The 20,583-nt window shown below is 61.7% G+C and carries 24 protein-coding genes and 1 tRNA gene; 2 read left to right on the forward strand and 23 right to left on the reverse strand.

Annotated elements, in window-relative coordinates; genetic code table 11:
- Positions 1 to 391: 391 nt before the first annotated feature.
- Positions 392 to 796 (reverse strand): DUF6491 family protein, encoded by a 405-nt coding sequence (locus BM125_RS15805; protein WP_092409736.1) that lies wholly within the window; start codon positions 794 to 796, stop codon positions 392 to 394.
- Positions 797 to 1,062: 266 nt separating this feature from the next.
- On the opposite strand from BM125_RS15805, the gene BM125_RS15810 reads away from it, so the two are divergent.
- Together BM125_RS15810 and BM125_RS15815 are read left to right on the forward strand one after the other, a co-directional pair.
- Positions 1,063 to 1,138 (forward strand) — tRNA-Phe (locus BM125_RS15810).
- Positions 1,139 to 1,298: 160 nt separating this feature from the next.
- Entirely contained in the window at positions 1,299 to 2,210 is a 912-nt protein-coding gene (locus tag BM125_RS15815) for an SDH family Clp fold serine proteinase (protein ID WP_092409738.1), read from the forward strand.
- 856 nt (positions 2,211 to 3,066) lie between these two features.
- Here BM125_RS15815 and BM125_RS15825 read toward each other — a convergent pair.
- The 22 genes from BM125_RS15825 to BM125_RS15930 all read right to left on the reverse strand — a co-directional run bounded on the left by BM125_RS15825 (position 3,067) and on the right by BM125_RS15930 (position 20,552).
- Positions 3,067 to 3,273 (reverse strand): hypothetical protein, encoded by a 207-nt coding sequence (locus BM125_RS15825; protein WP_092409741.1) that lies wholly within the window; start codon positions 3,271 to 3,273, stop codon positions 3,067 to 3,069.
- A 3-nt stretch (positions 3,274 to 3,276) separates the two neighbouring features.
- Positions 3,277 to 3,606, reverse strand: a complete 330-nt coding sequence (locus BM125_RS15830) for a P27 family phage terminase small subunit (RefSeq protein WP_139225066.1) — start codon at positions 3,604 to 3,606, stop codon at positions 3,277 to 3,279.
- A 106-nt stretch (positions 3,607 to 3,712) separates the two neighbouring features.
- Positions 3,713 to 3,838, reverse strand: coding sequence for a hypothetical protein (locus BM125_RS20850; RefSeq protein ID WP_281243963.1), 126 nt, complete (start codon positions 3,836 to 3,838; stop codon positions 3,713 to 3,715).
- 59 nt (positions 3,839 to 3,897) lie between these two features.
- Positions 3,898 to 4,134, reverse strand: a complete 237-nt coding sequence (locus BM125_RS15835) for a hypothetical protein (protein WP_092409745.1) — start codon at positions 4,132 to 4,134, stop codon at positions 3,898 to 3,900.
- Between the two features lie 2 nt (positions 4,135 to 4,136).
- Positions 4,137 to 4,433: a hypothetical protein gene (locus BM125_RS15840; RefSeq protein WP_092409747.1), complete on the reverse strand. Its 297-nt coding sequence runs from the start codon at positions 4,431 to 4,433 to the stop codon at positions 4,137 to 4,139.
- On the reverse strand, positions 4,430 to 5,449 hold the full coding sequence (locus BM125_RS15845; protein ID WP_092409749.1) for a phage major capsid protein: 1,020 nt from the start codon (positions 5,447 to 5,449) through the stop codon (positions 4,430 to 4,432). The genes BM125_RS15840 and BM125_RS15845 overlap by 4 nt, the downstream gene beginning before the upstream one ends.
- 370 nt (positions 5,450 to 5,819) lie before the next feature.
- A complete protein-coding gene (locus BM125_RS15850; RefSeq protein WP_092409751.1) occupies positions 5,820 to 6,128 on the reverse strand; it encodes a hypothetical protein in 309 nt (102 codons plus the stop codon).
- The gene (locus BM125_RS15855; RefSeq protein ID WP_217647895.1) at positions 6,125 to 7,393 is read right to left on the reverse strand and encodes an AAA family ATPase; all 1,269 of its coding nucleotides are present in this window, start codon (positions 7,391 to 7,393) and stop codon (positions 6,125 to 6,127) included. Before BM125_RS15855 ends, BM125_RS15850 begins: the two co-directional genes overlap by 4 nt.
- Positions 7,390 to 7,782: a hypothetical protein gene (locus BM125_RS15860; protein ID WP_092409753.1), complete on the reverse strand. Its 393-nt coding sequence runs from the start codon at positions 7,780 to 7,782 to the stop codon at positions 7,390 to 7,392. Before BM125_RS15860 ends, BM125_RS15855 begins: the two co-directional genes overlap by 4 nt.
- Before the next feature lie 136 nt (positions 7,783 to 7,918).
- On the reverse strand, positions 7,919 to 8,155 hold the full coding sequence (locus tag BM125_RS15865; RefSeq protein WP_092409755.1) for a hypothetical protein: 237 nt from the start codon (positions 8,153 to 8,155) through the stop codon (positions 7,919 to 7,921).
- Entirely contained in the window at positions 8,152 to 8,340 is a 189-nt protein-coding gene (locus BM125_RS15870) for a helix-turn-helix domain-containing protein (protein WP_092409757.1), read from the reverse strand. Before BM125_RS15870 ends, BM125_RS15865 begins: the two co-directional genes overlap by 4 nt.
- Positions 8,341 to 8,406: 66 nt before the next feature.
- A complete protein-coding gene (locus BM125_RS19955; protein ID WP_139225067.1) occupies positions 8,407 to 9,132 on the reverse strand; it encodes a hypothetical protein in 726 nt (241 codons plus the stop codon).
- Entirely contained in the window at positions 9,129 to 10,466 is a 1,338-nt protein-coding gene (locus tag BM125_RS15880) for an integrase arm-type DNA-binding domain-containing protein (RefSeq protein ID WP_092409761.1), read from the reverse strand. Before BM125_RS15880 ends, BM125_RS19955 begins: the two co-directional genes overlap by 4 nt.
- A gap of 872 nt (positions 10,467 to 11,338) precedes the next feature.
- Positions 11,339 to 11,692 (reverse strand): YciI family protein, encoded by a 354-nt coding sequence (locus tag BM125_RS15890; protein ID WP_092409763.1) that lies wholly within the window; start codon positions 11,690 to 11,692, stop codon positions 11,339 to 11,341.
- A 40-nt stretch (positions 11,693 to 11,732) separates the two neighbouring features.
- Positions 11,733 to 12,998: an RNA polymerase sigma factor gene (locus BM125_RS15895; RefSeq protein WP_092409765.1), complete on the reverse strand. Its 1,266-nt coding sequence runs from the start codon at positions 12,996 to 12,998 to the stop codon at positions 11,733 to 11,735.
- Positions 12,999 to 13,109: 111 nt separating this feature from the next.
- Entirely contained in the window at positions 13,110 to 13,502 is a 393-nt protein-coding gene (locus BM125_RS15900) for a YciI family protein (protein ID WP_217647896.1), read from the reverse strand.
- 96 nt (positions 13,503 to 13,598) lie between these two features.
- Positions 13,599 to 14,024, reverse strand: a complete 426-nt coding sequence (locus tag BM125_RS15905; RefSeq protein ID WP_092409769.1) for a VOC family protein — start codon at positions 14,022 to 14,024, stop codon at positions 13,599 to 13,601.
- A 227-nt stretch (positions 14,025 to 14,251) separates the two neighbouring features.
- Positions 14,252 to 14,974, reverse strand: a complete 723-nt coding sequence (locus tag BM125_RS19960; protein ID WP_139225068.1) for an endonuclease/exonuclease/phosphatase family protein — start codon at positions 14,972 to 14,974, stop codon at positions 14,252 to 14,254.
- Between the two features lie 66 nt (positions 14,975 to 15,040).
- On the reverse strand, positions 15,041 to 15,853 hold the full coding sequence (locus tag BM125_RS15915) for a DUF429 domain-containing protein (protein ID WP_092409773.1): 813 nt from the start codon (positions 15,851 to 15,853) through the stop codon (positions 15,041 to 15,043).
- 27 nt (positions 15,854 to 15,880) lie between these two features.
- Positions 15,881 to 19,075 carry a type I restriction endonuclease subunit R gene (locus BM125_RS15920; RefSeq protein WP_092409775.1) on the reverse strand — a complete coding sequence of 1,065 codons (3,195 nt, stop codon included), beginning with the start codon at positions 19,073 to 19,075 and terminating at the stop codon, positions 15,881 to 15,883.
- Complete coding sequence (locus BM125_RS15925) at positions 19,072 to 19,950, reverse strand: nucleotidyl transferase AbiEii/AbiGii toxin family protein (RefSeq protein ID WP_092409777.1); 879 nt, start codon at positions 19,948 to 19,950, stop codon at positions 19,072 to 19,074. Before BM125_RS15925 ends, BM125_RS15920 begins: the two co-directional genes overlap by 4 nt.
- On the reverse strand, positions 19,947 to 20,552 hold the full coding sequence (locus tag BM125_RS15930; protein ID WP_092409779.1) for a type IV toxin-antitoxin system AbiEi family antitoxin domain-containing protein: 606 nt from the start codon (positions 20,550 to 20,552) through the stop codon (positions 19,947 to 19,949). The genes BM125_RS15925 and BM125_RS15930 overlap by 4 nt, the downstream gene beginning before the upstream one ends.
- Positions 20,553 to 20,583: the final 31 nt, after the last annotated feature.

Genomic DNA, 20,583 nt, shown 5'->3' on the forward strand with positions numbered 1-20,583 from the left:
CTCCTCCTACGAAACGCCGGCGATTCGTGGCGCAGGCTTCGATGACCGATTCCGCGTTGCCGCTTCGTTGTAGGAAGCGGCTTCAGCCGCGATGCCCTTCGTCATCCCAACCAAAAGCATCGGGCCTGAAGGCCTCTCCTACAGAAAGCAGGACGAACTCGCGGCGCGTGTTTCGTTGACGGTGCACGCGTTACCGTTTCGGTGTTTGCCTCAGCCGCGATGCTTCTCGCCATCCGCTCCCTTCTCCGGCCGGCGGGAGACCAAACGGCAGGACTGCCGTTTTGCGCAGCGAATGCTGCCCGCAGGGCGAGCGCCATGGATGGCGCGAGTTCAGGTGCCCGCAGGGCGGATGAGGGTGGGTGAGCCCCGCGGGGGCGAATGCTTCCCCCCCTCAGTTCTTTCCGGAATCCTTCGACTCCTTCCGATCCGCCAGATACTTCTTGTAATCAATCGGCCGTATCTCATTGATCCGACACTTGTCCTGGCCGGCGACGACGAAATCGAAGCGCCGGTTGACCTGGTGCACCGACGAGGTCAGCCCGATCGAATGCGCCCATTCCAGGTCATTGCACGGACTATCCACCGTAATCAGATACGCCTCGTTTAGCCGCGGCCAGACGATCACCTTGTACTCGCCGACCAGCTCATAGCGGATCAGATCCCAGAACTGGAACCTATCTACCGGCTCCCCCGCGTAAGGCAGGTACTCGGCGAGCCGCTTCTCCTGCACCTCACGGGTCTGCGCAGATGCCACTGTCACCGCCAATAGCGCGAACAAAGCAAACAGAATCTTCATCGGTGGCCTCCAGATGCCAAGAAATCACTCAGACCCCAAGCATGACGCATCAGGGCAAGCCATCGTCACCGCGCCGAACCACGCGATTCATCTCGGGTTTCGATAGCCGCAATCGCCCGCCAACCCCCCATCGTCGTCCCTGCGCAGGCGGGGACCCAGCGACTTTTCGCCCCATCCGGCACGCTGAACTTGACGAATCCAGCCTCAATGGCTCTAATACGCGCCCCTTCGCCGCGGCCTTCAGCGCCCCGGCACGCAAGCACAAGGGCCGGGTAGCTCAGTTGGTAGAGCAGGGGATTGAAAATCCCCGTGTCGGCGGTTCGATTCCGTCCCCGGCCACCATCAAAACAGCTACTTAGATCGTAAGCGCGAACTTCCTTAGATTCTGTGTCCGGCGTGTGTCCGGCAATACTGGCACGGCTATCGGAAAGGGTCGCTGTTCCTCCTCTCCTTTCCTCTGCTTTTCCGTTATGTAAGACTCTCAATATTGGGGAGTGACTTGATGCCAGACACGTTTGCTGACGATTTCAAGGCGGCGGTTGACGGCCTGCATGCTGCAGACGCGCATAGCGACTACCTTGTCATCAGCACCGGCATCAGTCGGGGCCTTCATCGCGATTTGAGCACTCTTGTATGCAAGCGTCCTCCGAAGGATGCAGTTACGGTATTTTTGACGACTGACGGTGGCGATCCGAACGGTGGATACCGTGTCGCGCGTTGTCTGCGGCATCACTACAAGAAGGTTCGACTAGCTGTGCCGAGTTACTGTAAGAGTGCTGGCACTCTGATCGCGATCGCCGCTGACGAGCTCGGAATTGGTGATCTAGGAGAACTAGGCCCTCTGGACATACAAGTTCGGAAGGGTTCAGAGCTTCAGGAGCAAAGTTCTGGCTTGGACATCATGCAGGCGCTCCAAGCGGTTACATCGTACACGCAGGACGCGTTCCACAGATTGCTTGTAGGTACCCGTAGCCTAGGCCTTTCGACTAAGATTTGCGCAGAGTTTGCCGCCACCGTGGCTGCCGGTGTAGCTGCTCCATTATTGGCGCAGATTGATCCGATTCGGCTCGGCGAGATGCAGCGTGCGACACGCATCGCGTATGAGTACGGCACTCGTCTTGACGCGTACACAAAAAATTTAAAACCGGGAGCCCTGGAGCGCTTGGTGGGCGAGTACCCAGCTCATGGCTTCGTCATCGACAGGAAGGAAGCGAAGGAACTCTTTCACCGCGTGTCCAATCTAACCCCGCAGGAAGCAAAACTGTGCGATGTTCTCTGGCATTGCGTAGTCAATCAAGGCGATTTCGCGCCAACTTTTCTAGACCAAACTCCAGATCAAACCACCAATGGGACCGAAGACGATGGAACTCATGACCAAGGCAATGCCGAAGCACCAGGCCAAACCGACGGTTAAGGGCAAGTTTGCGCCGCTGTCGGACTCGCATTCCACGAAATCGGCAATAAGCTCCATTGAGCAATGCCAGATGGACAAGGCTTATCAGTTTGCGCGAATGGCAACGACAGGAGCGAGGGAAGCCGAAGACCGCTGCGAACGGGTTCGTTAGAGCCGCGACGCGCTACTTTTCTGAATCGGCGAAGGGGATGCTCGCGACGTCGGCTTCTCGGGCATCCCTTGCAGGGCGCATACGCCAGGACATCGCGAGCCACGCTAGATTGCGCGAACCGATGCGGATCCGATGCCGCACATCGTCGCGTCGTCGTGTAGGAAATTTCCTACTCTGCTTGTGGGATTCGGGATGCGATCACCCCGTTCCTGTCGCACGTTTCGCAGCAATATCCGATTCCATCGCACGTTGGACAGGTCGTGTACTTCCACTGCGATCGATGAATGAAAGTGCCTACGCCGCAGTGATAGCAGCGCAGACCTACCTGGTGCAGACCCTGGCACTGCCGGCCGCAGTGGTCGCAAATGCCAGGCGGTCCCATGAAACGAGTATTTCGAGCCATGGCCAGAGAATCGCTGCTAGCCGTCTCATGCCTTGATCGGCTACCAGAGCAACAGCGCGGCCAGGATCACGCCTGCCGGTCCCTGGAAGAGTGCAAAGCCTGCATCCATTCCGCATAGTGCGGGTGGTCTTGGGCGAATATATACGGGCCGGCATCGGTACTGAAAAAGGCGAGTTCCGAAAGCTCCTCTCGGTGGTCGCCGGGAAGGAATGCCCACTCGGGCGGTGGTAGCCCTGCGTCCCAGATCGCCTCCAGGGATTCAGGCGCGTTTAGGCGTTGCCTTGTGCGGCGTCGAATGGTGCTCACTGTGCGGCCTCCCGCAGTGCGTCGCGGATGTGCTCGCGTCGCAACCATCCATCGTCCAGGTTCAGCAGCGCAGGCCCGAACAACCACGGGGGCAGGCGCAGTTCCTTGTACAGCGCAAGCCAGTCGCCGACCTTGTAGGCGTCGACTGCTAGCGGCGAGATAGCTGCGGCGTTTGATCGCTTGCGGTATCGAATCGTGCCCATTGCCTACCTCCCTGATGGCCGTCCGACTTTCATCGGTGGCAAAACGTCCAGGTTCAATTGCTTGAACGCGGCGTGCATGGCTGCCCGACTGTCACGTTCGACTGTTGTGGCCGGATTGCTTTTCAATTGGCCGAATTTGTCCGAGACCACGATTCCATGCCTGGCCACCAGCGCAGCGGCCTCGCTCATGCGGTCGAATGATCGCAACGCGGATTCAAGCAAGAATTTCGCGGCCTCGTCGGTTAGGTCGAACTCGCCATGCAACCGCTTCCACCATGCGACCGCTGCGGGTGATAGCCCTTTCGGGGCGGGGTGTGTCGATGATTTCGCCATGGAAGTCGCCTATTTCTAGAAGGATTTACCCAATTCCGGCAATACAGAGGGGTGGCATCGATTTCCTTTTGTCTTGCGGTGGCGTTTTGGCTTGCCCCCCCGAAGGTCATGCGAACCAATCTCGGACCGCCTGCAAGTCGTGCGTCTCGTAGAGCGTCCTGCCGAACTGCCGGATGGCGAAGTGCTCGCCCGTCACGCTGGGAGCCATCCGCACCGTGTAGCCCTCGCGCATTGCCGTGTCCTTCAGCCGATGCCAAAGGTCGAGTTCGTGGCTGTCAAGATCGGGCGCGTTCAGTGCGTGACCTCGCTGGCATTCAGCGGCGCTCTAAACTGAATGCACTCAAAGCCTTCGCCGAAGTCGGCTTGAGCGACTACTGCCAGCAAGGCGTAGCCATCATGCGCAATCACTTGGGCGTCAATCATCCGAACGACCGGCGGGTCATTAAGCTCCCCCTGCCATTCAGCAATTCGGCGCTCGATTGCCATGAACGCTTCCGGATACTCTGTCTTTGCGGCTTCAAGATTCATCGTCAATCCTCTGTTGAAAGTCCGCGTCTGTCGGTGGTCAGCATCCTTGTCCAGTCAGAGCCGGCTCCGGGTGCGTCCGTCGTCTCTCGGCTCGCCACCCAAAGGCTGCCGCCGAACGTCGTCATGTCGCCCTTCTGATAGCGTACGGCGCGGTTGTATTTGGCCATGAACTTAAGGCCACGACCTTCCATTGATTGCTCGAACGCATCGAGCCGCTTCGTAATTGGTTCGACCGCTTCGCGAACGATGGTGCCGATGATTCGCCCAAGCTCTTCAGCGGTTGGGATATGGGTGCTCATGCGTAGTGAACTCCCGTCAACATGACCACGGCGCCGCTGCGCTGAACTTCCCAATTCGCCAGGGCTTCCGCCATCCAAGCGGTCGTGTTCGTTTGCCAAAGGCTGACCAGTTCTCCCGGATCGGACTCCGGATCGTCGCTCATAGTCAGGGATGTTTGATCAGCCGTCTGGATATCCAGGTCTTCGAGTCCGTATGCAATCGCCTGCGTGTCGACCAGAGCAATCGTCGGGCCGTTGCTATCGAGTGCAAGCGCGGAAGTCGTCGCGACCGGCAGGCCGAACATCGTGCCGCCGGATGCGCTCAAGTCGACCTGAGACGACGCGCCGGCAAGCAGGGCGATTTGCAGCGCGCTCACGGGAGCCATGATTAGGGCAGCGGTCTCAATGTCGCCGCCGTACATGCTCAGCAAAGTGCTCAAGTCCGAACGCAATGCGTCGAAGGTTAAACCCGTCGCTGGAGTGCTCGGCGCGGCATAGGTAATTGATGCCGGGGTTTCTCCCGCGATGCCAGCGTTCGCCGGGTCGAGGAATGCGAGATCGACCGCAGCCGCAACGGCTCGTTCCAGATCAGCCGAAAGGCCCGCTTCGACCAAATTGCTTGTGTCGCGGAGTGCCTCCTGCGTCTGGCAAATGAGCGCCGCGCATTTCAGCGGCGCAAGTGTCGATCCCACAAGCGCCGGCTTGCTCAATGGTTTGGGACTCGCCTGCGAAACCCAATATCCTTGTGCGCCGGTCGTCTGGCTAATCAATCGTACGTTGAACGGAACCTGCCGAAACCCGAGTCGGGAAAGTACCGTTCGCCCCAGTACCGCCCCCAAAAAATCCGCTGCGAACTTGTTGCCGTCCGAAGTGAGTGATGAAACTGCGCCCTTGCTGATTGATTCCGGGCCAGCCCACGGCCAGCGGCTATGTGCGTACGCCGTCGTTGCCTCGGCGCTCCCCTTTGTAACGGAACGAGCGATCAATGATCGAACAAAAGTGCGGCTGGCCTTCAATGCGGCCGTGTCATATGCCATCGGTTTTCCAGTGAGTGAATGAGATTATAGTTTGGACGCTTAAACGTCCGAATTCCAGAAGGTTTCAAACGGTTTACAACGGTTCCAATCGGTATTAGTCAATCATTTTCTCCTCCGGCGAATGCAGCAACGTCTGCCAACTGATATCGGAGTCGCCCGCCACTTTTCCGGTACCGCAATCGTCCGTCTGTGGCTCGCCATCCTCGAAGCGTGTGAGTGCTACGTCCTAGCGCAGCAGCAGCGGCAGCCTCGTCGATTGTGTCGCTCGGACCGACCCAGAAACCCCGTTCGCGGAGCCATGCCCGCATATCGGCGACAGGATCACGTGCGGTCACGGGCATAGGCTGGCCGCAATGTGAGCAACGGCAGGTCATGGCAACACCTCGACAGTGGGACCATGCAGGCGATGAAGTTCCTCGATGACTTCCTCGCGTGTTCGTGTGCCGATGGCCGTGCACCACGATCGCGGGCAGCCGCCACGGAGCCGGTACTTGACGACGGTTCGCACGACGCGCGCATCGGGCAGCACGGCGAGCAATGCCGGCTTCAGTTCCCGTACGCGGGCGCGCAGGTCGTCCGGCGGACGACGGGGCGCGCGCATGTGAATACGATCGCCGCGGCGTTCGATGCGGACATGGTGTTGTTGCAGGTCCGCAAGCAGGGAGTCGACGGCATTCATTCGTCGTCCTCCCATTCGGCCTGTTCCGCCTGAAGGTGCTCAACTTTGCTGAAGGTGCTCACGTTTTTTTGTTGAGCACCTTCAGGGTTTTTGAGCACCTTCAGCGTTTCCGGGTCGTCCGACAGTTCCCATAGCCATTGCTGCGGACCCTCGCCGAAGTGACCGCCGTCCTTCCGGGTGATGACGCCTAGCCGGGTCTTCGCGCGACGGACCGATGCCCAAGCCACTCCTGCATTGCCAGCATCCGACTTCACCTGTTTCGCCGGCACCGGACCGTCGGCGAGTATCTGCCGAAGGAATTGTTCGGCGGATGTGATGGCGTCGGCGACGTCGCCCATGACTTCCTCGGCGGCGCCGAGCAGTTCGCGTGCCGAGCCGTCCAGCGTCGCGCCCCATCGGACCATGGATGCCTGCATGCCTTGCCCGATGTCGACCTGCTCCAGGTCGTAGCCGAAGCCGCCGCCGTCCGGGCCGATGTTCGACTTCGCCCTCGCCAGCATGCGCGGCGGACCATCCTCGCCCTCGGCAGACTTCGCGGCGACCAGGACCACGCGCGCCAGGGCACCGAACGCGATCGATCCGACAACCCGCTCGGTCGGGTCGCGCCCTTGACTTCCCTTGCTGAAGTGCGTGATTCCGAGAATGGCCGCGCCGATCCGGTCGGCCAGTTCGACCAGCGGTTGCAATGCTCGTCTGACCTCTGTGTTTTTGTGGCTGTCGCCGGCAACGGCAGACACGACAGGGTCGGCGACGATCAAGGACACGTTGCCGATGCGGTCGGCCTCGATCGACAGTGCCTGCACGTCGCGCGCAGGGTCGAAGTATCGGACGCCTTCCGCGTCGGCCACGTCGCCGACGAAAAAGACGCGGTCCAGGTTCGCGCCTGCGGCCCGGAGTCGCGGAATCAGCGTGTCGCCCGGATCGTCCTCGCCACTCCAGATGAGCACGCTTCCTGTCGGCGCCGATGATCCGCTCGGCCAGCGTCCGCCGCTCGACACCGCGGCTGCCAGCGCCATTCCCAGGGTCGACTTGCCGACGCCGGGGGCGCCTGCGAGCAGGTGCAACTTCCCCCGTGCAAGCCAGCCCGGCCAGAGCCAGCGGATCGGCACGCATGGGATGTCCGCTGCCCTGCGCAGGGTTACTGTCGGGCGCCATGCGTCATCATGTGGCTCGCGGTCGGCCGCTTGCTCCATGCGGCGCAAGTCACGCTCGGCGCGCTCGTCGACCTCGCGGATGCTGCGTGGAAGTTCGGGAAGTGCGTTCATGCCAGCACCTCCCGCGCGCCGTGGATGCGTTGCGCGGCCAGGTGGACGCGCTCAATGTCGCCGTCGTCGAGCATGTCGCCTCGACCGATCGCGGCGGCGGCGACCTCGATCACGGTTGCCTCAGTGCCGAGCACGGACAGCGCAGCGCGCCAGTCGGCCATCGTGACTGCCTCGCGGCGTTCCCGTGGCGACCATGCCGACGCCTCCATGCGTGCCGGGAACAGGTCGGCTAGCTCCATGCCGAGCGCGTCGAGTACCGGATGGACATCGATGCAGGCATGGCAGCGCATCAGCACGCGGCCGTCGTCGCCGACACGGATCGCCAGCGTTCCGCGCGACGAATGGCCTACCGGGCAGTCCGCACGCCAGCCGTTGCCGTACTGGCGCACGCGGTCGAGTCGGGCGAGCAGAGCAGGTATCGGGTCCGCTGGACGGCTAGACGTCTGTTTGGTACGATCACGAACAGATTGATGATGTTGTTCGACTCGACGCCCGGTGCCCGCCGGGCTTTGTCGTGTTTGGGGGTTAGGCTGCATCCGGCTGCCCTCCCTGCGCACGAAGATCGGCTATCGAACGCCTCAATCCCTCGACGATAAGTTCCGCATCCTGCAAGGATCGTGGTCGGGGTCCGAATGTCTGCCAGTTTGTGACGATGGAATCGAGCCTGCGGATTGCTGATTGCAGGTCAACAATGCGTTGGTCCTGATTGCCTGCCAGGGCGCGAAGCTGGCGAACCTGCGCCAGGTGGTCGACGGCGCTCATGCTGCCACCCGTTGCGTTTGCAGCCATGCCGCAATGTCGTGCCGGCTGTAGAGCACGCGACCAGCGATCTTGTAGTGCGGCGGACCAATCCGCACACGCCGCCAGCGCTCAAGCGTGACGACGGACCTTCTCAGGAGTTCCGCAGCTTCGGCCGGGGTCAGGGTGTCGTTTTCTTCACAAAGCATCGCAGGAGCCTCATTTGCTATGGGGCTCCTATTCAATAGCCATAATTGGCCGCAATCTAATGGACTTTAATCTGGCGTCGGATCAATCCAGAAACGATGGACGTGCTCGAACTCCGACTTGAACGGTTCGCCTTCTGGTGCCATCCAGGCGATGACGTCGCGCACCCTTCGGTCGAATCCGGCGCTCTCCCGGCCGAAACCGAACTGGGCAAATGCCGCGACCATGAAGGCATGAAACTTGCCGATCGGCCTGCCCGCTATCGGGTCCCACACTCTGCCGGGAAGCGATTTCGTCGCCTCGAAATACACGACGTAGCAGGCACATCCGAAGTCGAATTCGGCGAAGCGCATAGGCTGCCCGCGCTTCGTTGCGCGATACGTGTGGCCCGTCGCTTGACTGATTGCGTCGGACGGATGCGTTCGCTTTGCCTCAATGCCGCCGGCTGCGGCGTCTCGCAGAAGCTGCAGCGTTTCAGGATCCAGCGCGTTAAGTCGGGCTTGCGTCGCATCGGACACCAGCCATTCCCGAGTCGTCGTGAACGGCGCCCCGAATCGACCGGGCATAAAGGTTGCTGCGGCGGCAGCGATCTCTAGTCGCGCGTCCACGCTCAACTCGAGAAAAGGCTTTTCGCTCTCGATTTCCTTGAGCACGGGACCGTCGCCCGGCAGAGCGTTGCGACGTGTCTGCTTTCCCCTTATCGCAGCACACGCACGCGCCAGCGCTGCGCAACCTTCGCGCGCATCCTCGGTAGTCGCCCCGGCTGCTACAAGCGCCCCTTCTGCACTGGTCACGCGCGCGATCTCCGCAGCGGCACAACCTTGCCGCCGGGCTCAAGAATGGCGCGCAGGCGTTCCAGGGCGGCCCGTTTCTCGGCGGCAAAGTCATGCATGGCATAGAATCGGTTTTGAATCCCGCCCATGCCGTGACTCTGTAGGTGCGCGCGTACTGCCTCGGAAACCCCGGCAGCCTGTAGCCGCGTCTCGACCGTTATCCTCAGTTCCCCCGGCGTAAAGGTCCGGCCAACCTCGCCCGCGTCGACCATATCCGCAGCAACTCGCGCGACCAGGGATCGCACGGCATGATAGCCAGCGCCATGCTTGCCGCCGTCCAGGGTGAACGCAAAGCCCGATCCGCCGGCCATCGTGTCGACTGCAGCGAGTGCATCCGGAATCAGCGGGACTACGTGCCGACGGGCTGCCTGCCGGCGTCCCTTGCTGTCCCATAGCGTCATCGTCTTGGCGTCCCCATCGATGCCGCGCGCCGCGAGCCGGGCCAGTTGTTCGCAGCGCTGCGCCCCGGTCAACAGGTGGAGCCTCAGGACTGCGCCCTGTGCCCCGGGCATTTCGCGAATGCGTCGCCAGTACGCGGCGAGCTCGTCGACGGACAGCGCACGCTTGCCGGTTTTCTCGCCTTGCTCGTCCGGAGCGTCAATCTTCGGTCGCTCGATCGTGCCCAAGTCCCGCGCGATGTTCTCGACGTGACCGAAGGCCTCGAATAGATCCGCTGTCGATGCGCTTCCACGCGCCCGGCTTGCTGCCGTGAAGGCTGCCCGCAGGTAGCTCCTAGTTTTCTCGGCTTGCCGCAGCTTGCCAGCCCGAACGAGTCGATTAGTGACGCGCACCAAGTCATCGATTGTCACGTCAGCCGCAGGAGCACGCCATAGCGCCGGGAATGGCGCCTTGACCGTGCGGAGTAGTTCAGCCTCGACTTTCTGCGCGCTCGGCTTCTTCTGTCGCCTGAGCGCTTCGACGTAGGCGGTCAACATGCCTCCGAAGGTCGCGCCTTCCAGCGCGCGTTCTCTCGTGGCCTCTGCGCGCGTTTTCTGGGCATCCTTGAACGGGTCAGCCCCGCTGTCGACCTGCATCCGCAGCTTGCGTGCCGCGGTGCGTGCCGTGGTCGCAGTGAAAGGTCCGAAGTCGCCGATCTTCTGCCGGCGTTCTCGGCCGTTCGCTGCGACGTAGACGAGTAGAAACGTTTTCGTCCCTGCCGCCGTAGTACGGACAGCGAAGCCGCGCACAAAGTCCTTGTCACGCGGCCCACTCGGCACGTCGTAGTCGATCCTATTGCCCTTTCCAGGTGCCTCCAGGTTTCGCACGGTCTTGTCGTCGAGTCGAATCTTCGCCATGCCCTGCCCTCGCTAGATGCCGGACCTCGGTTTGTGTCCGGCATGTGTCCGGCGGTAAGTTCACCAGACGTTAGGGGATATGATGGCGCGTTATCCCCTTGCGATGCAAGCTTAAACAACGGTCCTCGCGCATGTACTTGCCGGACACAAGCGTTGGCGCGGGCTTGCGGGTTTGTGTTTCAGGGGATTGAAAATCCCCGTGTCGGCGGTTCGATTCCGTCCCCGGCCACCATTCCTATTGGATGCACTGAAAATTTCCGTGTGGCCCGAGTATTCCGCTTCGTAGGGGAATCGAACCGCTTGAGAGCGCGGTTCGATGATTCGCGCCTTCCTGGCGATCACCCCTTCGGGGCCGCCTTCGGCGTTCGCTACGGCATCCATGCCTGCGCAGTCCGTCCCCGGCCATCATTCCTATTGGATGCACTGAAGATTTCCGTGTGGCCCGAGTATTCCGCTTCGTAGGGGGAATCGAACCGCTTGAGAGCGCGGTTCGATGATGCGTGCCTTCCTGGCGCTTACCCCTTCGGGGCCGCCTTCGGCGTTCGCTACGGCATCCATGCCTGCGCAATCCGTCCCCGGCCACCATTCGTTTCCCCGTTTCGATTGACTTCCCGGCAACGACTGACTCCACGCGCCATGGAAATCGAACCGCTTAAAGGCACGGTTCGATGGTGCGCGCCCTCCTGGCGCCTTCCCGACGCCTGCATTGCTGGAAACGCCCACCACCAACCAACGCTCAATCAACCACCCGCAGCCTCGGCAAGACAACAATCCCCTCCCCGCCACCCCTGCGCAGGCAGGGGTCCATTTTGACGTTGCTCCTGCCCCGGCCAACAACCGGAACCCAGTCCAGGTCACCTGAACCTCGCAGGCTATTCGTAACAGGTACCCGTCTCGCGCACCTCGATGGTCGCCCACTGCGCGGCCGGGCATTCGGCGGCGATGGCCAGTGCCTCCTCCCGGCTGCCCACGTCGATCAGGAAGAAGCCGCCGATCATTTCCCGGGCTTCGGTGAACGGGCCATCGACGACGCGGCGCTCGCCGTCACGCATGCTCAGGCGAAAGCCCTCGCTTTCCGAGCGCAAGGCTTCGCTGGCCACCAGCAGGCCGCGTTTGTGCAAGCCGGCGCCGAAATCGAGCATGCGCTGGTAGGCCTCGCGGCCCTGCTCGGGGGTGCGTTCGCTGCGTTGTCCACGCGGCTCGAGAACAGTCAACAGATAGGCCATGACCCAGTCGCTTCCTCAGGTTGGAGAATCCGGAACATCATCAATCGCCGCGTCGCAGCCCGGCGGCGCGTTCAAGCAGGAATTCGCGTTCCCGCGCATTGCCGGCAAGGGCGGCCGCCTGCTCGAACTCGGCACGCGCCTCGTCGAGGCGACCGAGCCGTTCGAGCAGGTCACCGCGCACGCCCGGCAACAGATGGTAGCCCACCATCTTCGGCTCATCAGCCAGCGTAGCGAGGGCATCGAGGCCGGCCTGCGGCCCGTCACGCATCGCCACGGCGACGGCGCGATTGAGCTCAACCACCGGCGAAGGGGCCACGCTGGCCAGCCGGGTGTACAAGGCGACGATGCGCGCCCAGTCGGTCGCCTCGTACTGTTCAGCGCGTGCGTGACAGGCGGCCAGGGCCGCCTGCAGCACATACGGGCCGTCCGCCCCGCCCAACTCTTCGGCACGCGCCAGCGCGGCCAGGCCGCGGCGGATGCAGCCCGCATCCCAGCGCGAGCGATCCTGCACGGCCAGCAGGATCGGCCGGCCAGTGCCATCCACGCGTGCGGCGAAGCGCGAGGCCTGCAACTCCATCAGCGCGATCAGGCCATGCACTTCGGGTTCGGCCGCGGCCAGCGACATGATCGTGCGGCCCAGGCGCAGCGCCTGCGCGCACAGCAAGGGGCGCATCCAGTCCTCGCCGCTGGTCGCGGCGTAACCTTCGTTGAAGATCAGGTAGACCACTTCCAGCGCCGAGGCCAGGCGCGGCCCCAATTCCGCCGTCGGCGGCAGTTCGAACGGCACCTGCTTGTCCGCCAGCGTCTTCTTGGCCCGCACGATGCGCTGGGCGATGGTCGCTTCGGGCACCAGGAACGCGCGGGCGATCTCCGGCGTAGTCAGTCCGCCGAGCACGCGCAGGGTCAGGGCCACGCGCGCATCGGTCGACAGCACCGGGTGGCAGGCGATGAAGATCAGGCGCAGCAGATCGTCGCCGAACTCGTCATCGGCGTGGGTGGGATCGCCCCCGGCCTGCAAGGCATCCGACATCACGTGCTCCAGCAGTTCGTGCTTGCGCGTGGTCAAGGTGGCGTGGCGCAGGATGTCGATGGCGCGACGGCGAGCCGTGGTCAACAACCAGGCTCCGGGCCGCTCCGGCACGCCCTTGAGCGGCCAGGTCTCCAGCGCCGCCACCAGCGCGTCCTGGGCCACTTCCTCGGCGAGCCCGAAATCGCGCAGCGAGCGCGCAAGACTGCCGATCAGCCGGGGCGCTTCAATGCGCCAGACGGCCTCGATTCGGCGGCGGATGTCATTAGTGCCTGGCATGGCCACCGATCAAAGCATCGCCCACGCCGTCGCGCAAGACGCACCAGCGCGCCGCCGACGATGCATCGCGAACCCTGGCCGACAATGCCAAGCCGATCGACACGCACCCCATCAGCAAGGCGAGCCGCCATCGGTCACCGCGGCACGGACCTCCGGCGGAAAATCCGCGAGCTCCTGCACCTGGCGCACCTCGATCACCTCGTTCGCGCCGGCCGGGCATCGACGCGCCCATTCGATGGCCTCGGCCAGCGAGCCGACATCGATCATCCAGTAGCCACCCAACACCTCGCGGGCCTCGGTGAACGGGCCGTCGACCACGCGACCCTGGCCCTCGTCAAAGTGGATGCGCGCGCCCATCGACGGCGGATGCAGCCCGTCGCAGCCCAGCAGCACACCGGCGTGCTGCAGCTCGCGGTTGTAGGCCATCATCCGACGCACCGCTTCGGGGTCAGGCATCGTTCCGGGTGCGGCCTGGTCATAGCCGCCGGGAATCATCAGCATCATGAAACGCATGGGAGTTTCCTCAAGGTGAGTGGCGGCGACGATCGCCCGCAAGCGAACGTGCCGCATGGGCCAGTATTCAGCGAGGGATCGCGCGGATCACCCGCCGAATCCGGGCTTCGAAACCACGATGATCCAGGCCACGCCAAAGCGATCGGTCAGCATGCCGAAACTGGTCGCGAAGAAGCTTTCCGCCAGCGCCATCTGCACCTTGCCCCCATCCGCCAGCGCATCGAACAGCCTGCGCGCATGTGCATCGTCGTCCGCGTTCAGCGACAGCGAGACCCCCTTGAACTCGGGATTCCCCGCCGCGAACCCATCGGAACACAGCACCTGGCTGTCACCGACCTGCAGACATGCATGCATGACCTTGTCCGCAGGCGGCATCGGCCCCGTGCATCCGTCTCCGTCGGGTGCCTCGCCAAAGCGCATCAGCATGAGCACTTCCGCGCCAAGATTCTTGCGATAGAACTCGATCGCCTCATCGCAACGACCGTCGAAATAAAGGTAAGGCTGGATATGCATGCCGTGATCTCCATGGTTGGGAAACGAGCCCGAATGGCGGCTCTACCCCTGACGACGGATGGGCAACATGGAAATCGACATGGCCTTGGTCAATCGCCTGCAAATTGCGCTCAGATTGACAAATTCGGGGGCAACCACAGCAGCAATCCCCTCCGAGCATACTGTCTGCTCGGCGTCTCCGACCTCGCGATTGAATACGGCCACTCCAATACGTTGAAGAATCGACGCTAAACCATGGGTCGAGCGACTTCATTCAATTCAACAACAACCGCGCTGTGATCTGAGAGCCCCATTTCTCGCGGTGCATGATCGATTCGGCAGGTTGCATTCGGATATGCGTCCACGAACGCGCTATTCCCGAACGCATGATCGATTCGGAATCCGTTCTTTGGCGATCGCCAGGTCCAGTCGCGCGCTTCATCGCCACGCTGCGCGCGCCAGAGATCGGTCAGACCGCGAATTTCCGATAGTTCGATGAACTGATCTTCACAGTGGAATGGTGCGCCGCCAGATTCGATATCACGTTCATTGCATCCCGTGTTCAGATCACCGATCAACAACAGCGGCCCGACATCCTTCGAAGCCGATTCGGCACAGTATGTGAAGTAGGTCGCCTTGGCTTGCCTCTGCGGAAAATACGCCCCAAGAATACGAATACCCTGGACATCAACAAGTAGAAGTTCGCCTCGCATTGCCTCTCGCGGCGTTACCCGAGTACCCGTATGCTCGGCCCTGGAAAATACGGCAACGCCATTATCCGGCTTGCCGTCGCGGATGGCCTCGGTTCGGTTGAAACCCGCCTGCTCGAGCGCAGCACGAATTTCTGTCGAGCTTCTACGCCATTCTGTGAGAACGAACAAATCGGAACAGGTGCCGATCAACCAGTCTGCCAGTGCGCGCTGACGCGTTCCGCCTCCTTGGCGGATATTGAGGCAAGTGATCGTCCTCATTGCGGTACCGCCCCTGGCAATCTGCTCAACCTCACCTGATTGCTGGCCATCATCTCCACTCCGGCTTCAGGACTGCTTCACCCATATCCACCCTTCACGAAGCGCTATTTCGAAATCGCATTCAGGAGGTGGCCTCGACTTGTCGCTCAGGAAATCTGCCGCTGCAAGCAAACAAAGTCCGGCATCGAATATGTCGGCGCTTCCTTCACATAGCACGTCGAGGCCTCGGACGGTATTCACGAGTCTCGCAGCAATCTCTTTACGCTTTTCGCCTTGCTCCCGCTTCTTGTAGCTCGAACGTGGAAGGCCATTCGCCTTCAGCGATGCCGCGGGATACACCTCGATGACGGCGTTCCCCAAAAATCCGGGTGTCCAGGCAAGCGGGAAACCCAGTCCGGTCATGGTGCGAATCTCGTCTAGTACGGAGAGCGCCTCATGAGCCGCACGCGCGATTCTGTCCGCCGCTACCTCAAGCGGCGCATGTCCACCGAATTCTGCTTGCCTGAGATTTCGTTCAGTCAGCCGACGAAACGTCGTCTCTTTCGAAGCAGTCAGGTTTTTACCAGCAACGTGGTGCTTCAATGCATCCGACAGCGCAGACGGCCAACCCAAGGGGGCATCGATCGCGAGCAGGATCCGATACTTTGGATCGATACCGAGAATCCAGTCCACCACTCGACAAAGCTTGTCCCGCCGTCCTTCGACCGTTCCAAGGCAACCTGATGAACTGACCTCGACGGAGCCATTCCGGAAATACCCTGTCGCATAGCCAAACTTGCGAGGGTCGGAAGCGGCGTCAAGCCCGACGACGGCAACCATTTCCGCGCCGCCTGCGAGGGACTCGGCAGTCGCCCCTCCCGACAAGTCGTCATTGCTCATCGGTTGGCCAAACTCGCCCGGAGTTCATCACACCCATTCCGCACAAAGCAGTTCGGCCTGCATGAGCACGGTCTTCACCGCTTCCTCCTGAAGGTCCGGCGGATAGCCGTGCTTTCGGAGGATGCGCTTCACCATGATCTTGATCTTCGCTCGCGCACTTTCGCGGAGGGTCCAGTCGATGGTGACGCTCTTTTTCACCTGGGTGATGAGTTCGGCGGCGATGACCTTCAGCTTCGCGTCGCCCATCGCCTGCACGGCGCTGTCATTGGCAGCGAGGGCGTCGTAGAAGGCGATCTCGTCGTCGGTCAGTCCCATGTCCTCGCCGCGCTTGGTAGCGGCATCGAGGTCCTTGGCCAACTTGATCAGCTCTTCGATGACCTGCATCGTCGAGATGGCGCGGTTGTGGTAAGCGTTGAGCGTCTTCTTCAATTTCTCGGAAAAGACCTGGCTCTGCACGAGGTTGCGTCTGGAGCGCACCTTGAGTTCGTCCTTGAGAAGCTTCTCCAGCAACTCGGCCGCGACATTCTTGTGTTTGAGACCACGCACCTCGGCGAGGAACTGGTCGCTCAGGATCGAAATATCCGGCTTCGGCAACCCGGCGGCAGTGAACACGTCGATCACCTGGCCTTCGGTCGTGATGGCCTTGCTCACGAGCTGGCGGATAGCGGCGTCGATTTGCTCGGGCGTCTTGCGGGTGTTGCTGCTCTGCTTGTTGAGCGCGGCTTGCAGGGCCTGGAAGAAGCTCACGTCGTCGCGGATCTCGGTGGCATCATCACTCGCGGCGCAGAGGGCAAACGCGCGGGAAAGCTCCGTCACCACCTGAATCCAGCGCTTCTTGCCATCGTCCTGCTTGAGGATGTGCTCCTGCCCGGCCGGAATGAGTTGCAGGCGTTCAGTCGGCGTGCCGCTGACCCACTTGTCCCAGTTGAAGCCATGCATCATGTCGCAGGCGATGCCGTGCTTCTCCCGCATCACCGCAACAGCCTGGGCGACGTCGTAGGTCGGGTTTCCGTGGCCACCGCTTTCGGTATAGGTGACGAGCGCCTTCTTGAGCTGATCGGCGAGGCCGAGATAGTCCACCACCAGCCCGCCTGGTTTGTCGCGGAAGACACGGTTCACACGGGCGATGGCCTGCATGAGGCCGTGGCCTTGCATCGGCTTGTCGACATACATCGTGTGCAGACAAGGTGCATCGAAGCCGGTAAGCCACATGTCCCTCACGATCACGATACCGAACGGATCTATTGGATCCTTGAAGCGGTTTGCCAGCGTGCGGCGCTTTTCCTTGTTGCGGATGTGCGGCTGCCAGTCGGGCCCATCGTCGGCACTGCCGGTCATCACCACTTTCACCACGCAGGCTTTACTGCGCTCGGCTTCGACGTCGTCGTCCTTGGCGCTGGCCCAATCGGGGCGCAGCTTGATCAACGCGTCGTAGAGAGCGACGGCGATGCGGCGGCTCATGCAGACGATCATTGCCTTGCCGTCCATCGCCTCCACCCGCTTCTCGAAATGCGTCACAAGATCGGCGGCCACGAGTGCGATACGTTTCGGGTCGCCCACCAATGCTTCCAGGGCGGCCCACTTGGTCTTGAGCTTCTCCTTCCTGGTCAGCTCTTCGCCTTCGGTAATCTCTTCGAACTCCGCGTCGATCTTTGGCAGCTCGGCAGCGTTGAGGGCGAGCTTGGAAATTCGGCTCTCGTAATAGATCGGCACCGTGGCCTTGTCGGCAACAGCGCGCTGGATGTCGTAAATGGAAATGTAGTCGCCGAAGACCGCCCGCGTATTCGCATCCGTCTTCTCGATCGGCGTACCGGTGAAGCCGATGAACGAGGCATTCGGCAACGCATCGCGCAGGTTGCTGGCGAAGCCGTAGGACATCTCGCCGGTCTTCTCGTTGACCCTGCCGCCGAAGCCATACTGGCTGCGGTGCGCTTCATCGGCGATCACGACGATGTTCCTTCGCGCGCTCAGCTCGGGCATCACCTCGCCCTTTTCCGGCATGAACTTGTGGATGGTCGTGAACACCACGCCGCCGCTCGCCCGGTTCAGCATCTCGCGCAAATGCTCGCGCCCGTCGGCTTGCATAGGCGTTTGGCCGAGGATGTCCGCGCAGCGCTGGAACTGGCCGAAAAGCTGGTCGTCCAGATCGTTGCGGTCGGTCAGCACCACCAGCGTCGGGTTTTGCATCGCCGGATGGCGCACCACGCGGGCGGCGAAGAAGAGCATGGAGAAACTCTTGCCGCTGCCCTGCGTGTGCCAGACCACGCCCGCGCGACGGTCGCCCGGCTTGCCGCCATGCATTCGACCTGCCCAATAGTGCCCCGGCGCTTCCCGCTGGCGATCGAAATCTGCCATGCCGCTGGCGCGAACCGTTTCCTCCACCGCCGCATTCACGGCATGGAACTGATGATAGCCGGCGATGATCTTGTGCAGCGCGCCCGAATCTGGGTCTTCCTCGAAGACGATGAAATGCTGCAGCAGGTCGAGGAATCGACGCCGCTCGAATACGCCCCCGATCAGTGTCTCCAGTTCCAGCGAACCGGGTGCGGCGTCACCCTGCCCGTCAATCGTTCGCCAGACCTTGAACCACTCCTGGTTGGCCGTTAGGGAGCCGATGCGCGCTTGCAAGCCGTCACTGACGATCAAGGCTGCGTTGTAATTCAGCAGTGAAGGGATTTCCGCCTTGTAGGTTTGCAACTGCGCGTAGGCGCTCCAGATCGTTGCATCCTCATCCACCGCGCTTTTGAGTTCGATCAATCCCAACGGAATGCCATTGACGAAAACCACAATATCCGGCCGGCGGTGGTGCTGAGCCTCGACCACCGTGAACTGATTCACCGCCAACCAGTCATTTTTGTCTGGATCGGCAAAATCCACGAGCCGCACATGATCTCCCGCGATGCTGCCATCGGGTCGCTGGTATTCAACCGGAACACCGTCGCGCAGCATCCGCTGAAACGAACGATTGGTCTGCGTGAGCGAAGGCGTCGCTATACGCAACGCCTTGAGCAAGGCGTCTTCAAGAGCAACGGCAGGTATCTCCCGGTTCAGTCGAGCAATGGCGTCTCGCAGTCTGCCAACAAGCACCACATCGCCAAACGAGTGGCGCTCAGCAGCGGGCTCTCCCGGCGCGAGATCTGGACCGCTCTCGATGCGGTAGCCAAGCTCGCGGAACCACGAGAGGGCAGCATCTTCGACAATGGATTCGTTCAGACCACTCACGATTTTCCCCAACGCTCGCGCGCTGATGCCAAAGGTAGCGCAACAAGGTCCCTTATGCGGGCGACGACCTCATCCAGCGAAGGCCCAACAAGTCCATTCTTGGCCAAAAACGCCTTCCATTGGGACTGCTTGAGCGGATCGAGCCCGAAGTCGTCGCTCAACCCAATCGGCAAGCTGTCTGGGACGAGTGTCCTGCGACGCTCGAAAGTCGCGGCAATCGACTCACCCAATTGATCAGAACGCGCCAGCCCTTCCCGGGCAATCGCGTTCAAGTCGAAGTAATCCTTCATCCGGCTGTTTCGTGAGCCGAGCAACACGATGGCATGAAGCTTCTCTGCAACAACGGTCTCTACTGCATACGCACGCATTCGTGGGCGCGGCAGATCCAACAGACTCGGATAGTCCAGCCAGACAGGTTCCGGCACCGTTGCATCGCCGATACCGACGTCCACCTGGACACGCAGCGCGGCTTTACCCATCTTCGCGCCGAGAAGAACTCGCCGACCGCCATAGGCGTCCTCGATCCGGATGGGTTCCACGCGCACAGATTCAGAGAGAAACTGAATCGCATCGGGCTCGACTACGGTGTCGCAGACCTCAGCAAACATTTTCCCCAACGTCTCGTCAGACAGTTCTCCGAATCCCAGCAGATCGGCGTCCCGGGTAGGTCGCAAGGTTTCGCCCAGCCATACCAGCATCAACAGCGCACCCTTCAGTACAAACCGTTCCGCGTGCGGCGAGCGTGAAAGTCGATACAGAAACCGCTCGATCGCATACCGAGTCAGCAACAGATTCGGATCGACGCCAATTTCCCTCGCATGCCTCGCCAACCGCGACTGCAAAGAACGGACCAGCCCATCGCGGTCGCCGCTCATGCAGTCAGGGCTTCGAGATACGGTTGCATCACGCGCTGGACGCGGCAAATGCGGGCGTAACGATCCAGTTCGTCCATCGTCACACGGCGGGCGCGCCACGCTTCGCGCAGCGCCTCCAGAGCGACATCGACACCGATCTTGTTGCGGTATTTGAAGCAATCGGCCACGGTCTTGGCCAGGCTGTACACGCGAACCGTCTGCCCCTCGATGCGATGCGATTCGACTCCCGCAGTGAGGGCCGGGCCAGAAAATCGGACGATGCGCAAGGGTGGATAGGTCAACGCCGGGCGACGATCACGCCGATCAATCGCGATCCACACCTCGAACGGCGCCTGGGTGCCGATGCCATGGAACTGCAAGGCGCTGAGCAGGCAAACGATCGCACGCGGAATCGCCGTGCTCGCCAGAACCAGACCATGGTGTTCCGAAAACGATTGCTCCGGCAGCCGATACAGCCCGCGCGCGATGCGTTCCACCTGCCCTGTCTGGACAAGTCGAGTCAGCGTTTGCGTATGAATACCGGCAGCCACCAACTCGCGCGTGGTGACCCCCTGACGGCGACCCGCCAGCTTCAGAACCTTCGCGTGGTCGGTACCGGGCATGTGGCGAATAGTAGACGTTTACTCATAACTG

Source organism: Dokdonella immobilis (genome assembly GCF_900115085.1).
Taxonomy (GTDB): domain Bacteria; phylum Pseudomonadota; class Gammaproteobacteria; order Xanthomonadales; family Rhodanobacteraceae; genus Dokdonella; species Dokdonella immobilis.

Coding starts and splice junctions, on each gene's coding strand:
- BM125_RS15805 (WP_092409736.1), bottom strand. CDS start 796: ATGAAGATTCTGTTTGCTTTGTTCGCGCTATTGGCGGTGACAGTGGCA.
- BM125_RS15815 (WP_092409738.1), top strand. CDS start 1,299: ATGCCAGACACGTTTGCTGACGATTTCAAGGCGGCGGTTGACGGCCTG.
- BM125_RS15825 (WP_092409741.1), bottom strand. CDS start 3,273: ATGGGCACGATTCGATACCGCAAGCGATCAAACGCCGCAGCTATCTCG.
- BM125_RS15830 (WP_139225066.1), bottom strand. CDS start 3,606: ATGGCGAAATCATCGACACACCCCGCCCCGAAAGGGCTATCACCCGCA.
- BM125_RS20850 (WP_281243963.1), bottom strand. CDS start 3,838: ATGCGCGAGGGCTACACGGTGCGGATGGCTCCCAGCGTGACGGGCGAG.
- BM125_RS15835 (WP_092409745.1), bottom strand. CDS start 4,134: ATGAATCTTGAAGCCGCAAAGACAGAGTATCCGGAAGCGTTCATGGCA.
- BM125_RS15840 (WP_092409747.1), bottom strand. CDS start 4,433: ATGAGCACCCATATCCCAACCGCTGAAGAGCTTGGGCGAATCATCGGC.
- BM125_RS15845 (WP_092409749.1), bottom strand. CDS start 5,449: ATGGCATATGACACGGCCGCATTGAAGGCCAGCCGCACTTTTGTTCGA.
- BM125_RS15850 (WP_092409751.1), bottom strand. CDS start 6,128: ATGAATGCCGTCGACTCCCTGCTTGCGGACCTGCAACAACACCATGTC.
- BM125_RS15855 (WP_217647895.1), bottom strand. CDS start 7,393: ATGAACGCACTTCCCGAACTTCCACGCAGCATCCGCGAGGTCGACGAG.
- BM125_RS15865 (WP_092409755.1), bottom strand. CDS start 8,155: ATGAGCGCCGTCGACCACCTGGCGCAGGTTCGCCAGCTTCGCGCCCTG.
- BM125_RS15870 (WP_092409757.1), bottom strand. CDS start 8,340: ATGCTTTGTGAAGAAAACGACACCCTGACCCCGGCCGAAGCTGCGGAA.
- BM125_RS15880 (WP_092409761.1), bottom strand. CDS start 10,466: ATGGCGAAGATTCGACTCGACGACAAGACCGTGCGAAACCTGGAGGCA.
- BM125_RS15890 (WP_092409763.1), bottom strand. CDS start 11,692: ATGGCCTATCTGTTGACTGTTCTCGAGCCGCGTGGACAACGCAGCGAA.
- BM125_RS15895 (WP_092409765.1), bottom strand. CDS start 12,998: ATGCCAGGCACTAATGACATCCGCCGCCGAATCGAGGCCGTCTGGCGC.
- BM125_RS15900 (WP_217647896.1), bottom strand. CDS start 13,502: ATGATGCTGATGATTCCCGGCGGCTATGACCAGGCCGCACCCGGAACG.
- BM125_RS15905 (WP_092409769.1), bottom strand. CDS start 14,024: ATGCATATCCAGCCTTACCTTTATTTCGACGGTCGTTGCGATGAGGCG.
- BM125_RS19960 (WP_139225068.1), bottom strand. CDS start 14,974: ATGAGGACGATCACTTGCCTCAATATCCGCCAAGGAGGCGGAACGCGT.
- BM125_RS15915 (WP_092409773.1), bottom strand. CDS start 15,853: ATGAGCAATGACGACTTGTCGGGAGGGGCGACTGCCGAGTCCCTCGCA.
- BM125_RS15925 (WP_092409777.1), bottom strand. CDS start 19,950: ATGAGCGGCGACCGCGATGGGCTGGTCCGTTCTTTGCAGTCGCGGTTG.
- BM125_RS15930 (WP_092409779.1), bottom strand. CDS start 20,552: ATGCCCGGTACCGACCACGCGAAGGTTCTGAAGCTGGCGGGTCGCCGT.